The sequence below is a fragment of the Streptomyces liangshanensis genome, from assembly GCF_011694815.1.
Taxonomy (GTDB): domain Bacteria; phylum Actinomycetota; class Actinomycetes; order Streptomycetales; family Streptomycetaceae; genus Streptomyces; species Streptomyces liangshanensis.
The window spans coordinates 3,148,855-3,164,663 of sequence record NZ_CP050177.1 but is presented as its reverse complement, the minus strand read 5'-3'; the positions used below and the strand labels follow the sequence as shown (position 1 = coordinate 3,164,663).

General features: G+C 65.9%; 10 protein-coding genes. All 10 read left to right on the top strand.

Annotated elements, in window-relative coordinates:
- The first annotated feature begins 145 nt into the window (after nucleotides 1-145).
- A complete protein-coding gene (gene rplK, locus HA039_RS13540; RefSeq protein WP_167028648.1) occupies nucleotides 146-580 on the top strand; it encodes a 50S ribosomal protein L11 in 435 nt (144 codons plus the stop codon).
- An 80-nt stretch (nucleotides 581-660) separates the two neighbouring features.
- Nucleotides 661-1,383, top strand: coding sequence for a 50S ribosomal protein L1 (rplA, locus tag HA039_RS13535; RefSeq protein WP_167028643.1), 723 nt, complete (start codon nucleotides 661-663; stop codon nucleotides 1,381-1,383).
- A 382-nt stretch (nucleotides 1,384-1,765) separates the two neighbouring features.
- Nucleotides 1,766-2,326: a 50S ribosomal protein L10 gene (gene rplJ, locus HA039_RS13530; protein ID WP_167028639.1), complete on the top strand. Its 561-nt coding sequence runs from the start codon at nucleotides 1,766-1,768 to the stop codon at nucleotides 2,324-2,326.
- A gap of 85 nt (nucleotides 2,327-2,411) precedes the next feature.
- The gene (gene rplL / locus HA039_RS13525; RefSeq protein ID WP_167028636.1) at nucleotides 2,412-2,795 is read left to right on the top strand and encodes a 50S ribosomal protein L7/L12; all 384 of its coding nucleotides are present in this window, start codon (nucleotides 2,412-2,414) and stop codon (nucleotides 2,793-2,795) included.
- Nucleotides 2,796-3,367: 572 nt separating this feature from the next.
- Nucleotides 3,368-6,850 (top strand): DNA-directed RNA polymerase subunit beta, encoded by a 3,483-nt coding sequence (gene rpoB / locus HA039_RS13520; protein WP_167028632.1) that lies wholly within the window; start codon nucleotides 3,368-3,370, stop codon nucleotides 6,848-6,850.
- Between the two features lie 99 nt (nucleotides 6,851-6,949).
- Nucleotides 6,950-10,855 carry a DNA-directed RNA polymerase subunit beta' gene (locus HA039_RS13515; RefSeq protein WP_167028629.1) on the top strand — a complete coding sequence of 1,302 codons (3,906 nt, stop codon included), beginning with the start codon at nucleotides 6,950-6,952 and terminating at the stop codon, nucleotides 10,853-10,855.
- 445 nt (nucleotides 10,856-11,300) lie between these two features.
- The gene (rpsL, locus tag HA039_RS13510) at nucleotides 11,301-11,672 is read left to right on the top strand and encodes a 30S ribosomal protein S12 (protein ID WP_161308205.1); all 372 of its coding nucleotides are present in this window, start codon (nucleotides 11,301-11,303) and stop codon (nucleotides 11,670-11,672) included.
- A gap of 3 nt (nucleotides 11,673-11,675) precedes the next feature.
- On the top strand, nucleotides 11,676-12,146 hold the full coding sequence (rpsG, locus tag HA039_RS13505) for a 30S ribosomal protein S7 (RefSeq protein ID WP_161308204.1): 471 nt from the start codon (nucleotides 11,676-11,678) through the stop codon (nucleotides 12,144-12,146).
- A gap of 39 nt (nucleotides 12,147-12,185) precedes the next feature.
- On the top strand, nucleotides 12,186-14,315 hold the full coding sequence (gene fusA / locus HA039_RS13500; RefSeq protein ID WP_161308203.1) for an elongation factor G: 2,130 nt from the start codon (nucleotides 12,186-12,188) through the stop codon (nucleotides 14,313-14,315).
- A 154-nt stretch (nucleotides 14,316-14,469) separates the two neighbouring features.
- Nucleotides 14,470-15,663 carry an elongation factor Tu gene (tuf, locus tag HA039_RS13495; RefSeq protein WP_161308202.1) on the top strand — a complete coding sequence of 398 codons (1,194 nt, stop codon included), beginning with the start codon at nucleotides 14,470-14,472 and terminating at the stop codon, nucleotides 15,661-15,663.
- The last annotated feature ends 146 nt before the right edge of the window (nucleotides 15,664-15,809 follow it).

Below are 15,809 nucleotides of genomic sequence, written 5' to 3'. Positions count from 1 at the left end.
TTCCGACAGGTCAGACAGGCTCCCACAGCTGTCTGACCTGTCGGTTTTGGCCGCGCAGCTATACCCGTTATCGTTGTGCGGTATGCCTCCGTCCGGATGACTGGACGGACGGCCGAGAAACTCTCACTAGGACCCGGAGAGAGCAATGCCTCCCAAGAAGAAGAAGATCACGGGGCTCATCAAGCTCCAGATCAACGCCGGCGCGGCCAACCCGGCTCCGCCGGTCGGCCCCGCGCTGGGTCAGCACGGCGTCAACATCATGGAGTTCTGCAAGGCCTACAACGCCGCGACCGAGTCGCAGCGTGGCATGGTCGTGCCGGTGGAGATCACGGTCTACGACGACCGTTCCTTCACCTTCATCACGAAGACTCCGCCGGCCGCCAAGCTGATCCTCAAGGCCGCGGGCGTGGACAAGGGCTCCGGCGAGCCGCACGTCAAGAAGGTCGCGAAGCTGACGCGTGACCAGGTGCGCGACATCGCCACCACGAAGATGCCCGACCTGAACGCGAACGACCTCGACGCCGCCGAGAAGATCATCGCCGGCACCGCCCGTTCCATGGGCATCACGGTCGAGCGCTGACCCAGCCGGGCAGCCCCAGTGGCAGGACCATGCGCGGTCCGGACCACGAACTCCACATCTGAAGAAACACAGGAGCAGAAGTGAAGCGCAGCAAGGCACTCCGCGGCGCGGACGCGAAGGTCGACCGGGAGCGCAACTACGCCCCGCTCGAGGCCGTCCGTCTCGCCAAGGACACCACCACCACCAAGTTCGACGGCACCGTCGAGGTGGCCATGCGGCTGGGCGTCGACCCCCGCAAGGCCGACCAGATGGTCCGTGGCACCGTGAACCTCCCGCACGGCACCGGCAAGACCGCCCGGGTCCTGGTCTTCGCGACCGGTGACCGTGCAGAGCAGGCGCGCGCCGCGGGCGCCGACATCGTCGGCTCCGACGAGCTCATCGACGAGGTCGCCAAGGGTCGTCTGGACTTCGACGCCGTTGTCGCCACCCCGGACCTCATGGGCAAGGTCGGCCGCCTCGGCCGCGTCCTCGGCCCGCGTGGTCTGATGCCCAACCCCAAGACCGGAACGGTCACCCCTGATGTCACGAAGGCCGTGAACGACATCAAGGGCGGCAAGATCGAGTTCCGCGTCGACAAGCACTCGAACCTGCACTTCATCATCGGCAAGACGTCGTTCGACGAGACGCAGCTGGTCGAGAACTACGCCGCGGCGCTGGACGAGATCCTTCGTCTGAAGCCGTCCGCCGCGAAGGGCCGCTACATCAAGAAGGCGACCCTCGCGACGACGATGGGCCCCGGCATCCCGCTGGACGCCAACCGCACCCGCAACCTCCTGGTCGAGGAAGACCCGGCCGCCGTCTGACACCGACAGCAGCCAGGTCGCGCGCGTGACGCGTAGCCGTACACGTACGAAGAGCCGGTCCCCGTGCCTCCCCGAGGCACGGGGACCGGCTCTTTCCCGTCGCCGGCCGTCACGGGGCGTGGGGCCCGCAGGCGGATTTGCCTGCTGTGCCCGCGCTCGCGTACTCTTCCGAAGAAGCCAAAGACCGCTGGTCGTTGTCGTGTGCTCGTAGGAGTGTGCGGCGGCCGAAGGATCCGCTAGCTGCGGACGACCTGCGCAGGTGACTGAGGAGAGTTCCCGGATTCCATTCGGTTGAGCTACGCCCTGGCGCCTGCGCCGGGGCGTTTCGTTTTGCGAAGCCCCTTCTGAGCGGTCCTCATCACCCGGAAGGAGGCCGACGCTCATGGCAAGGCCCGACAAGGCTGCCGCGGTGGCCGAGCTGACGGACAAGTTCCGCAGCTCGAACGCCGCCGTGCTGACCGAGTACCGGGGTCTCACCGTGGCGCAGCTCAAGGAGCTGCGCCGTAACCTCGGTGCGAACGCCCAGTACGCCGTGGTGAAGAACACGCTGACCAAGATCGCGGCCAACGAGGCCGGGATCAACACGCTGGACGACCTGTTCGCAGGCCCGACGGCGGTTGCCTTCGTCACCGGTGACCCGGTGGAGTCGGCGAAGGGTCTTCGTGACTTCGCCAAGGACAACCCGAATCTCGTCATCAAGGGCGGTGTCCTTGACGGCAAGGCGCTGTCCGCCGACGAGTTCAAGAAGCTTGCGGACCTCGAGTCCCGCGAGGTTCTGCTCGCCAAGCTGGCGGGTGCCATGAAGGCCAAGCAGTCGCAGGCTGCCGCGCTCTTCCAGGCGCTTCCCTCGAAGTTCGTCCGCACCGCGGAAGCGCTTCGCGCCAAGAAGGAAGAGCAGGACGGTGCCGGTACGCCGGCCCCCGTCGAGGCCGAATCCGAGTAATCACCGCTCGGTCGGTCACAGCGGGCCGGTTCGCCCGCGGAACTTGTACACACGGCACCAGCCGAATTAGTGGAAGGACGCCATCATGGCGAAGCTGTCGCAGGAAGAGCTGCTCGAGCAGTTCGAGAACCTGACCCTCATCGAGCTCTCCGAGTTCGTCAAGGCCTTCGAAGAGAAGTTCGACGTCACCGCCGCGGCCCCCGTCGCCGCCGCTGCCGCCGGTGGCGTGGCCGCCGCCGCCCCGGTCGAGGACGAGCAGGACGAGTTCGACGTCATCCTCACGGGTGCCGGCGAGAAGAAGATCCAGGTCATCAAGGTCGTGCGTGAGCTGACCTCGCTGGGTCTGAAGGAAGCCAAGGACCTCGTGGACGGCGCCCCGAAGCCCGTCCTGGAGAAGGTTTCCAAGGAGCAGGCCGACAAGGCCGCCGAGTCCCTCAAGGGCGCCGGCGCGGGCGTCGAGGTCAAGTAACTCCTCGCGAGTCCTCCACCGGGCGCCTGTGGGCGTACGGGAGCGGTCTCGGCGCCGCGAGGCGCAGCGTTGACGCGAAGGGCGATCACCCATCCGGGTGGTCGCCCTTCCGCGTTCACGGGGGGATGCTGTGCCGTTCCGCTTCCGGCGAGTATCGTGATCATCGCCGTGCCCTCCGTACGACGGTGACGATCCGCGGGGAGCGGGGGGCCTTGACGAACCGCACGCAGCGCGCAATTCTCAGGACGCGTCGTCACAATCGATCCGGATCCGAGGCATGGATCGACGGCGAAGAGGGCAGTATCGATGTGCGCCTACGGCGCGAAGCTTGCCGCAGTAGAGACAAGGTGTTGAGAACAACGAGGGTCTCCAAAAACCCGCTCTGGACATCAGTGTGCCAAGTGGCTACACTGACCCTTTGCGCTGCCTGTTAGCTGCTCCCTGCCCGTCACCAGGGGCACCCCCTCGCACGGACATCGTGATCGACGGCCCGGAACTGGGCTTTCTGTCCTGATGTCCCGCTTGGGACCGGTACGCGCGTAGTGAGTCCGAGCCCTCGGAAGGACCCCCTCTTGGCCGCCTCGCGCAACGCCTCGACCACGAATATGAACAACGGCGCCAGCACCGCCCCGCTGCGCATCTCCTTTGCAAAGATCAAGGAGCCTCTCGAGGTTCCGAACCTCCTCGCGCTGCAGACCGAGAGCTTTGACTGGCTCCTCGGCAACGCCGCCTGGAAGGCTCGTGTCGAGACGGCTCTCGAGAACGGACAGGACGTCCCCAGGAAGTCAGGTCTGGAGGAGATCTTCGAGGAGATCTCTCCGATCGAGGACTTCTCCGGGTCGATGTCGCTGACCTTCCGCGACCACCGCTTCGAGCCGCCCAAGAACTCGATCGACGAGTGCAAGGAGCGCGACTTCACGTACGCGGCCCCGCTCTTCGTCACGGCCGAGTTCACCAACAACGAGACCGGCGAGATCAAGTCCCAGACGGTGTTCATGGGCGACTTCCCGCTCATGACCAACAAGGGCACCTTCGTCATCAACGGCACCGAGCGTGTCGTGGTGTCCCAGCTGGTGCGCTCGCCGGGTGTCTACTTCGACTCCAACATCGACAAGACGTCCGACAAGGACATCTTCTCCTCCAAGATCATCCCGTCCCGGGGTGCCTGGCTGGAGATGGAGATCGACAAGCGCGACATGGTCGGTGTCCGCATCGACCGCAAGCGCAAGCAGTCCGTGACCGTCCTGCTCAAGGCTCTCGGTTGGACGACCGAGCAGATCCTCGAGGAGTTCGGCGAGTACGAGTCGATGCGCGCCACCCTGGAGAAGGACCACACCCAGGGCCAGGACGACGCGCTGCTCGACATCTACCGCAAGCTGCGCCCGGGCGAGCCCCCCACCCGTGAGGCCGCCCAGACGCTGCTGGAGAACCTCTACTTCAACCCGAAGCGCTACGACCTCGCGAAGGTCGGCCGCTACAAGGTGAACAAGAAGCTCGGCGCGGAAGAGCCGCTGGACGCGGGCGTCCTCACCACCGACGACATCATCGCCACCATCAAGTACCTGGTGAAGCTCCACGCGGGCGAGACCGAGACGGTCGGCGAGAGCGGCACCACGATCGTCGTCGAGACCGACGACATCGACCACTTCGGCAACCGTCGTCTGCGCAACGTCGGCGAGCTCATCCAGAACCAGGTCCGTACGGGTCTGGCGAGGATGGAGCGCGTCGTGCGCGAGCGCATGACGACCCAGGACGTCGAGGCGATCACGCCGCAGACCCTGATCAACATCCGGCCGGTCGTCGCCTCCATCAAGGAGTTCTTCGGCACCAGCCAGCTGTCCCAGTTCATGGACCAGAACAACCCGCTGTCGGGTCTGACCCACAAGCGCCGCCTGTCGGCGCTGGGCCCCGGTGGTCTGTCCCGTGAGCGGGCCGGCTTCGAGGTCCGTGACGTGCACCCGTCGCACTACGGGCGTATGTGTCCGATCGAGACCCCGGAAGGCCCGAACATCGGCCTGATCGGCTCGCTCGCCTCGTACGGCCGGGTCAACGCGTTCGGGTTCGTCGAGACCCCGTACCGCAAGGTCGTCGACGGTGTCGTCACCGACGAGGTCGACTACCTGACCGCCGACGAGGAAGACCGCTTCGTCATCGCGCAGGCCAACGCGACGTTGTCCGAGGAGATGCGGTTCACCGAGCCGCGCGTCCTCGTCCGCCGTCGTGGCGGCGAGGTCGACTACATCCCCGGTGACGACGTCGACTACATGGACGTCTCGCCGCGCCAGATGGTGTCGGTCGCGACCGCGATGATCCCGTTCCTGGAGCACGACGACGCCAACCGTGCCCTCATGGGCGCGAACATGATGCGCCAGGCCGTGCCCCTGATCACGTCGGAGGCGCCGCTCGTCGGCACCGGCATGGAGTACCGCTGCGCGGTGGACGCCGGCGACGTCGTCAAGGCGGAGAAGGAGGGTGTGGTCCAGGAGGTCTCCGCGGACTACATCACCGTCGCCAACGACGACGGCACGTACACCACGTACCGCATCGCCAAGTTCTCCCGCTCCAACCAGGGCACCTCGGTCAACCAGAAGGTTGTCGTCAACGAGGGCGACCGGGTCGTCGCGGAGCAGGTCCTGGCGGACGGGCCCGCCACCCAGATGGGTGAGATGGCGCTCGGCAAGAACCTTCTCGTGGCGTTCATGCCGTGGGAGGGCCACAACTACGAAGACGCGATCATCCTCAGCCAGCGGCTGGTCCAGGACGACGTCCTCTCCTCGATCCACATCGAGGAGCACGAGGTCGACGCCCGGGACACCAAGCTCGGCCCCGAGGAGATCACCCGGGACATCCCGAACGTCTCCGAGGAGGTCCTCGCGGACCTCGACGAGCGCGGCATCATCCGTATCGGTGCCGAGGTCGTCGCCGGGGACATCCTGGTCGGCAAGGTCACGCCCAAGGGCGAGACCGAGCTCACCCCGGAGGAGCGTCTGCTCCGCGCGATCTTCGGTGAGAAGGCGCGCGAGGTGCGCGACACCTCGCTGAAGGTGCCGCACGGCGAGGTCGGCAAGATCATCGGCGTGCGTGTCTTCGACCGCGAGGAGGGCGACGAACTGCCGCCCGGCGTGAACCAGCTGGTTCGTGTGTACGTCGCGCAGAAGCGCAAGATCACCGATGGTGACAAGCTCGCCGGCCGTCACGGCAACAAGGGCGTCATCTCGAAGATCCTGCCGATCGAGGACATGCCGTTCCTGGAGGACGGCACCCCGGTCGACATCATCCTCAACCCGCTGGGTGTCCCGTCCCGAATGAACCCGGGACAGGTCCTCGAGATCCACCTCGGCTGGCTCGCCAGCCAGGGTTGGAAGGTCGAGGGCAGCGAGGAGTGGATGGAGCGGCTCAAGGTCATCGGCGCCGACGACGTCGCCGCCGGCACCAACGTCGCGACCCCGGTCTTCGACGGTGCGCGCGAGGACGAGATCTCCGGTCTCTTCGAGGCCACGATCCCGAACCGCGACGGCAACCGGATGGTGCAGCCGTCCGGCAAGGCGAACATGTTCGACGGCCGCTCCGGCGAGCCGTTCCCGGAGCCGATCTCGGTCGGCTACATGTACATCCTCAAGCTCCACCACCTGGTCGACGACAAGCTGCACGCCCGGTCGACCGGTCCGTACTCGATGATCACCCAGCAGCCGCTGGGTGGTAAGGCCCAGTTCGGTGGTCAGCGCTTCGGTGAGATGGAGGTGTGGGCGCTGGAGGCTTACGGCGCCGCTTACGCCCTCCAGGAGCTGCTGACGATCAAGTCCGACGACGTGACCGGCCGCGTGAAGGTCTACGAGGCCATCGTCAAGGGCGAGAACATCCCCGAGCCCGGCATCCCCGAGTCCTTCAAGGTGCTCATCAAGGAGATGCAGTCGCTCTGCCTCAACGTGGAGGTGCTGTCCTCGGACGGCATGTCCATCGAGATGCGCGACACGGACGAGGACGTCTTCCGCGCGGCGGAGGAGCTCGGTATCGACCTGTCCCGGCGAGAGCCGAGCAGCGTCGAAGAGGTCTGACGGGTTGTCCGGCCGCCCCCGTCTCGGGGCGGCCGGCTCCTCCCGGACCCGTACAGACCATGATTTGAGACTCGACCCCGAAAGAGGGATTGACGACAAGTGCTCGACGTCAACTTCTTCGACGAGCTGCGGATTGGCCTCGCCACCGCGGACGACATCCGGACCTGGTCCCACGGCGAAGTGAAGAAGCCGGAGACCATCAACTACCGCACGCTCAAGCCCGAGAAGGACGGACTCTTCTGCGAGAAGATCTTCGGTCCTACCCGGGACTGGGAGTGCTACTGCGGCAAGTACAAGCGTGTCCGCTTCAAGGGCATCATCTGTGAGCGCTGTGGCGTAGAGGTCACGCGCGCCAAGGTGCGCCGTGAGCGGATGGGCCACATCGAGCTTGCCGCTCCCGTGACCCACATCTGGTACTTCAAGGGCGTCCCGTCCCGTCTGGGATACCTGCTGGACCTCGCGCCGAAGGACCTCGAGAAGGTCATCTACTTCGCCGCGTACATGATCACGTTCGTGGACGAGGAGCGCCGTACGCGCGATCTGCCGTCGCTGGAGGCCCACGTCTCCGTAGAGCGCCAGCAGACCGAGAACCGGCGTGACTCCGACCTCGAAGCCCGCGCCAAGAAGCTCGAGACCGACCTGGCCGAGCTGGAGGCCGAGGGCGCCAAGGCCGACGTGCGCCGCAAGGTGCGCGAAGGCGCCGAGCGGGAGATGAAGCAGCTGCGCGACCGTGCGCAGCGCGAGATCGACCGTCTCGACGAGGTGTGGAACCGCTTCAAGAACCTCAAGGTCCAGGACCTGGAGGGCGACGAGCTGCTCTACCGCGAGCTGCGTGACCGCTTCGGCACGTACTTCGACGGATCGATGGGTGCCGCGGCGCTGCAGAAGCGCCTGGAGTCCTTCGACCTGGAGGAGGAGGCCGAGCGCCTCCGCGAGATCATCCGTACCGGCAAGGGCCAGAAGAAGACCCGCGCGCTCAAGCGCCTCAAGGTCGTCTCGGCGTTCCTGCAGACCAGCAACAGCCCCAAGGGCATGGTGCTGGACTGCGTGCCGGTGATCCCGCCGGACCTGCGTCCGATGGTGCAGCTGGACGGTGGCCGCTTCGCGACCTCCGACCTGAACGACCTGTACCGCCGTGTGATCAACCGGAACAACCGCCTCAAGCGTCTTCTCGACCTCGGTGCCCCCGAGATCATCGTGAACAACGAGAAGCGGATGCTCCAGGAGGCCGTCGACGCGCTGTTCGACAACGGCCGCCGCGGTCGCCCGGTCACCGGTCCCGGTAACCGCCCGCTGAAGTCCCTGAGCGACATGCTCAAGGGCAAGCAGGGTCGTTTCCGTCAGAACCTGCTCGGCAAGCGAGTCGACTACTCGGCCCGTTCCGTGATCGTCGTCGGCCCGCAGCTCAAGCTGCACCAGTGCGGGCTGCCGAAGGCCATGGCGCTGGAGCTCTTCAAGCCGTTCGTGATGAAGCGCCTGGTGGACCTGAACCACGCGCAGAACATCAAGTCGGCGAAGCGCATGGTCGAGCGCGGCCGCACGGTCGTGTACGACGTGCTCGAAGAGGTCATCGCCGAGCACCCGGTGCTGCTGAACCGCGCGCCGACCCTGCACCGCCTGGGCATCCAGGCCTTCGAGCCGCAGCTGGTCGAGGGCAAGGCCATCCAGATCCACCCGCTCGTCTGCACCGCGTTCAACGCGGACTTCGACGGTGACCAGATGGCCGTGCACCTGCCGCTCTCCGCGGAGGCGCAGGCCGAGGCCCGCATCCTGATGCTGTCCTCGAACAACATCCTGAAGCCGGCCGACGGCCGTCCCGTCACCATGCCCACCCAGGACATGGTGCTCGGCCTCTTCTTCCTCACCACGGACGAGGAGGAGCGCAAGGTCATCGGCGCGGACCGGTCCTTCGGTTCGACCGCCGAGGCGACCATGGCGTTCGACAACCGCGAGCTGTCGCTCCAGGCCAAGGTCGACATCCGCTTCCCGGTGGGCACCATCCCGCCGCGCGGCTGGACCCCGCCCCTGGGCGAGGACGGCCAGGCGGACGCCGAGTGGCAGCAGGGCGACCCGTTCCGGCTGCGTACGACCCTGGGCCGCGCGCTCTTCAACGAGCTGCTGCCCGAGGACTACCCGTTCGTCGACTACTCGGTGGGCAAGAAGCAGCTCTCCGAGATCGTCAACGACCTGGCCGAGCGCTACCCGAAGGTCATCGTGGCGGCGACGCTCGACAACCTGAAGGCGGCCGGCTTCTTCTGGGCGACCCGCTCCGGCGTGACCGTGGCGATCTCCGACATCGTCGTCCCCGACGCGAAGAAGGCGATCGTCCAGGGTTACGAGGCGCAGGACGAGAAGGTCCAGAAGCAGTACGAGCGTGGTCTGATCACCAAGGAAGAGCGCACGCAGGAGCTCATCGCGATCTGGACCAAGGCGACCAACGAGGTCGCCGAGGCGATGAACGCGAACTTCCCGAAGACCAACCCCGTCTCGATGATGGTCAACTCGGGTGCCCGCGGAAACATGATGCAGATGCGTCAGATCGCCGGTATGCGTGGTCTGGTGTCCAACGCCAAGAACGAGACGATCCCTCGTCCCATCAAGGCGTCCTTCCGTGAAGGTCTGTCGGTGCTGGAGTACTTCATCTCCACGCACGGTGCCCGTAAGGGTCTCGCCGACACCGCCCTGCGTACCGCCGACTCGGGTTACCTCACCCGTCGTCTGGTGGACGTCTCGCAGGACGTGATCATCCGCGAGGAGGACTGCGGCACCGACCGCGGCCTGAAGCTGAAGATCGCCCAGAAGGGCGAGGACGGCAAGCTCCACAAGACGGAGGACGTCGAGACGTCCGTGTACGCGCGGATGCTCGCCGAGGACGTCGTCGTGGACGGCAAGGTCATCGCGCCGGCCAACGTCGACCTGGGCGATGTCCTGATCGACGCCCTGGTCGCGAACGGCGTCGAGGAGGTCAAGACCCGCTCGGTCCTGACCTGCGAGTCCGCGGTCGGCACCTGTGCCTTCTGCTACGGCCGCTCGCTGGCCACCGGCAAGCTGGTCGACATCGGTGAGGCGGTCGGCATCATCGCCGCCCAGTCCATCGGTGAGCCCGGTACCCAGCTGACGATGCGTACCTTCCACACCGGTGGTGTGGCCGGTGACGACATCACCCAGGGTCTGCCCCGAGTCGTCGAGCTCTTCGAAGCCCGTACGCCGAAGGGTGTCGCCCCGATCTCCGAGGCCGCGGGTACCGTCCGCATCGAGGAGACCGAGAAGACGAAGAAGCTCGTCGTCACCCCGGACGACGGCAGCGAGGAGACGCCCTTCCCGATCTCCAAGCGTGCCCGTCTGCTCGTGGGCGAGGGCGACCGCGTCGAGGTGGGCCAGAAGCTCACCGTGGGTGCCACCAACCCGCACGACGTGCTGCGCATCCTCGGACAGCGCGCGGTCCAGGTCCACCTGGTCGGCGAGGTCCAGCGGGTGTACAACTCGCAGGGTGTGTCGATCCACGACAAGCACATCGAGATCATCATCCGGCAGATGCTCCGCCGCGTGACGATCATCGAGTCCGGCGACGCGGAACTGCTGCCGGGTGAGCTCGTGGAGCGCTCGAAGTTCGAGACCGAGAACCGTCGTGTGGTCACGGAAGGCGGCCACCCGGCCTCCGGCCGTCCGCAGCTGATGGGTATCACCAAGGCCTCGCTGGCCACGGAGTCGTGGCTGTCGGCGGCGTCCTTCCAGGAGACGACCAGGGTCCTGACCGACGCGGCGATCAACGCCAAGTCGGACTCCCTGATCGGCCTCAAGGAGAACGTCATCATCGGTAAGCTCATCCCGGCCGGTACGGGCCTGTCCCGCTACCGCAACATCCGGGTCGAGCCGACCGAAGAGGCCAAGGCCGCGATGTACTCGGCCGTCGGCTACGACGACATCGACTACTCCCCGTTCGGCACCGGCTCCGGCCAGGCCGTCCCGCTGGAGGACTACGACTACGGTCCGTACAACCAGTAAGCGGTGAACGAGGGGCGGCCATCCGGTTACGACGGGGTGGCCGCCCTTCGGCGTCTCTTTCCGGCCGTTTCCCCTGTCGGCGATCTTGTGCCGACGGGGTGAGCGGAATCACGGAAAGGGGAGTCCGTACCGTCGCTTTCCGTCTCCTGGCGGTCTTTTCCGGCCGCCCGCGGACAGCGGCCGCGGATGTCCGGGCCCTTGAAAATGGGCCTCTGGGCATTTGTTTTGACCGGAGTCAATGCGGTAGGTACGCTCCTACCTTGTGCCTGGGGTGTGCCTGGGCTCCTGTGCGTGTCATCAACCGCATGACGAGCTCGCGTACTGGCCACCGCAATCTGTGCTTTTTCGCCTCGGCGGGAGTTCGCAGCATTCGACACACCCGACCGCGTGGGTCGGCGACGTTCCAGGTTAGTTTGACGAACGGCACACAGAAACCGGAGAAGTAGTGCCTACGATCCAGCAGCTGGTCCGGAAGGGCCGGCAAGACAAGGTCGAGAAGAACAACACACCCGCGCTCGACGGCTCCCCCCAGCGTCGCGGCGTGTGCACGCGTGTGTTCACGACCACCCCGAAGAAGCCGAACTCGGCCCTGCGGAAGGTCGCACGTGTGCGCCTGACCTCGGGTATCGAGGTCACGGCCTACATTCCGGGTGAGGGACACAACCTGCAGGAGCACTCGATCGTGCTCGTGCGTGGTGGCCGTGTGAAGGACCTGCCGGGTGTTCGCTACAAGATCATCCGCGGCTCCCTCGACACCCAGGGTGTCAAGAACCGCAAGCAGGCCCGCAGCCGCTACGGCGCCAAGAAGGAGAAGTAAACAATGCCTCGTAAGGGCCCTGCCCCGAAGCGCCCGGTCATCATCGACCCGGTCTACGGTTCTCCTCTTGTCACCTCGCTGATCAACAAGATCCTGCTCAACGGCAAGCGTTCCACCGCCGAGCGGATCGTGTACGGCGCGATGGAAGGCCTCCGTGACAAGACCGGTAACGACCCGGTCATCACGCTGAAGCGCGCGCTTGAGAACGTCAAGCCCACGCTCGAGGTCAAGTCCCGCCGTGTCGGTGGCGCCACCTACCAGGTGCCGATCGAGGTCAAGCCCGGTCGCGCCGCCACCCTCGCACTTCGCTGGGTCGTGGGTTACTCCCGCGCCCGTCGCGAGAAGACCATGACCGAACGCCTCATGAACGAACTGCTCGACGCCTCGAACGGCCTCGGCGCAGCCGTCAAGAAGCGTGAGGACACGCACAAGATGGCCGAATCCAACAAGGCCTTCGCGCACTACCGCTGGTAGTCGCTACCCACCTCGAGACCGAGAGAAGACTGAGCCACAATGGCCACCACTTCGCTTGACCTGGCCAAGGTCCGCAACATCGGGATCATGGCCCACATCGACGCGGGGAAGACGACCACCACCGAGCGCATCCTTTTTTACACCGGTGTGAGCTACAAGATCGGTGAAGTCCACGACGGCGCTGCCACGATGGACTGGATGGAGCAGGAGCAGGAACGCGGCATCACGATCACGTCCGCCGCGACCACCTGTCACTGGCCGCTCGAGGACGTCGACCACACCATCAACATCATCGACACCCCGGGACACGTGGACTTCACGGTCGAGGTGGAGCGTTCGCTCCGCGTCCTCGACGGCGCCGTCACCGTCTTCGACGGTGTCGCGGGTGTGGAGCCGCAGTCCGAAACGGTATGGCGTCAGGCCGACCGTTACGGCGTTCCGCGTATCTGCTTCATCAACAAGCTCGACCGGACCGGCGCCGAGTTCCACCGCTGCGTCGACATGATCGTCGACCGCCTCGGTGCGGTGCCCCTGGTCATGCAGCTGCCGATCGGCGCCGAGGGTGACTTCAAGGGCGTCGTCGACCTCGTGACGATGAAGGCCCTCGTGTGGTCCGAAGAGGCCACCAAGGGCGAGATGTACGACACCGTCGACATCCCGGCCACGCACACCGAGGCCGCCGACGAGTGGCGCGGCAAGCTCATCGAGGCTGTCGCGGAGCACGACGACGAGGTCATGGAGCTGTACCTGGAGGGCCAGGAGCCTTCCCAGGAGCTGCTCTACGCCGCGATCCGTCGTATCACCCTGGCGTCCAAGGGCGCGGCCGACTCGGTCACCGTCACCCCCGTCTTCTGCGGTACGGCGTTCAAGAACAAGGGCGTCCAGCCCCTGCTCGACGCGGTCGTGCGCTACCTGCCCTCCCCCCTCGACGTCGACGCCATCGAAGGCCACGACGTCAAGGACCCGGAGAAGGTCATCAAGCGCCGCCCGTCGGACGACGAGCCGTTCGCGGGTCTCGCGTTCAAGATCGCGAGCGACCCGCACCTGGGCAAGCTCACCTTCGTCCGGATTTATTCGGGCCGCCTGGAGGCCGGCACCGCGGTGCTGAACTCCGTGAAGGGCAAGAAGGAGCGCATCGGCAAGATCTACCGTATGCACGCGAACAAGCGTGAGGAGATCGAGTCGGTGGGCGCCGGCGACATCGTCGCCGTCATGGGCCTGAAGCAGACCACCACCGGTGAGACGCTGAGCGACGACAAGCACCCGGTGATCCTGGAGTCCATGGACTTCCCGGCGCCGGTCATCCAGGTCGCGATCGAGCCCAAGTCCAAGGGTGACCAGGAGCGTCTGGGTGTCGCCATCCAGCGCCTCGCGGAGGAGGACCCCTCCTTCCAGGTCCACTCGGACGAGGAGACCGGCCAGACCATCATCGGTGGTATGGGCGAGCTTCACCTCGAGGTGCTCGTCGACCGCATGAAGCGCGAGTTCCGCGTCGAGGCGAACGTCGGTAAGCCGCAGGTCGCTTACCGTGAGACGATCCGTAAGACCGTCGATCGTGTGGACTACACCCACAAGAAGCAGACCGGTGGTACGGGTCAGTTCGCCAAGGTGCAGATCTCGATCGAGCCCCTCGTCGACTCCGACGTGCCGTACGAGTTCGTCAACAAGGTCACCGGTGGCCGCATCCCCCGTGAGTACATCCCCTCGGTGGACGCGGGCGCCCAGGAAGCCATGCAGTTCGGCATCCTGGCCGGCTACGAGATGGTGGGCGTCCGCGTCACCCTTCTCGACGGTGGTTACCACGAGGTCGACTCCTCGGAGCTCGCCTTCAAGATCGCCGGTTCGCAGGCGTTCAAGGAGGGTGCTCGCAAGGCGTCCCCCGTACTCCTGGAGCCGATGATGGCCGTCGAGGTCACCACGCCCGAGGACTACATGGGCGATGTGATCGGCGACCTGAACTCCCGCCGTGGCCAGATCCAGGCCATGGAGGAGCGCAGCGGCGCTCGCGTCGTGAAGGGCCTCGTGCCCCTCTCGGAGATGTTCGGCTACGTCGGAGACCTCCGCAGCAAGACCTCGGGTCGCGCAAGCTACTCGATGCAGTTCGACTCCTACGCCGAGGTTCCCAGGAACGTCGCCGAGGAGATCATCGCGAAGGCCAAGGGCGAGTAACTCTCCCGAGTTCACGCTTTAGCCTTGTCTCCGGCAAGCCCTGGAGCACTCCGGCCGTCACCACACGGCGGGGGTGCCCCGGGCCCCGGCATCCCAGCAAAGATCACCTGGCGCCGATGAGTAAGGCGTACAGAACCACTCCAGGAGGACCCCAGTGGCGAAGGCGAAGTTCGAGCGGACCAAGCCGCACGTCAACATCGGCACCATCGGTCACATCGACCACGGTAAGACGACCCTCACGGCCGCCATTACCAAGGTGCTGCACGACGCGTTTCCGGACCTGAACGAGGCCTCGGCCTTCGACCAGATCGACAAGGCTCCCGAGGAGCGCCAGCGCGGTATCACGATCTCGATCGCGCACGTCGAGTACCAGACGGAGTCGCGTCACTACGCGCACGTCGACTGCCCCGGTCACGCCGACTACATCAAGAACATGATCACGGGTGCGGCGCAGATGGACGGCGCCATCCTCGTGGTCGCGGCCACCGACGGCCCGATGCCGCAGACCAAGGAGCACGTGCTCCTGGCCCGCCAGGTCGGCGTGCCGTACATCGTTGTCGCGCTGAACAAGGCCGACATGGTGGACGACGAAGAGATCATGGAGCTCGTCGAGCTCGAGGTTCGTGAGCTCCTCTCCGAGTACGACTTCCCGGGCGACGACCTCCCGGTCGTGCGCGTCTCGGCGCTCAAGGCTCTTGAGGGCGACAAGGAGTGGGGCCAGTCGGTCCTGAACCTGATGGCCGCCGTCGACGAGTCGATCCCGCAGCCCGAGCGTGACGTCGAGAAGCCGTTCCTCATGCCCATCGAGGACGTCTTCACGATCACCGGTCGTGGCACGGTCGTCACCGGTCGTATCGAGCGTGGTGTCCTCAAGGTCAACGAGACCGTCGACATCGTCGGCATCAAGACCGAGAAGACCACCACCACGGTCACCGGCATCGAGATGTTCCGCAAGCTGCTCGACGAGGGCCAGGCGGGCGAGAACGTCGGTCTGCTCCTCCGTGGCATCAAGCGCGAGGACGTCGAGCGCGGCCAGGTCATCATCAAGCCCGGTTCGGTCACGCCGCACACCGAGTTCGAGGCCCAGGCCTACATCCTGTCGAAGGACGAGGGTGGCCGTCACACCCCGTTCTTCAACAACTACCGCCCGCAGTTCTACTTCCGCACGACGGACGTGACCGGTGTGGTGACCCTTCCCGAGGGCACCGAGATGATCATGCCGGGTGACAACACCCTCATGACCGTCAACCTGATCCAGCCCGTCGCGATGGAAGAGGGCCTCAAGTTCGCCATCCGTGAGGGTGGCCGGACCGTGGGCGCCGGCCAGGTCACCAAGATCAACGTCTAGTCGTTGGTCCGACCTGGTACCTGGTTGCCCCATCGGGCACCCGCAGCAGTGAGCAGGGGCCCCGTGCCGATCCGAGAGGGTTGGCGCGGGGCCCCTGTGCTGTGTCCGGGGCGCTCACGCTGTGGCGTGTCCGCGTGCGCATGCGA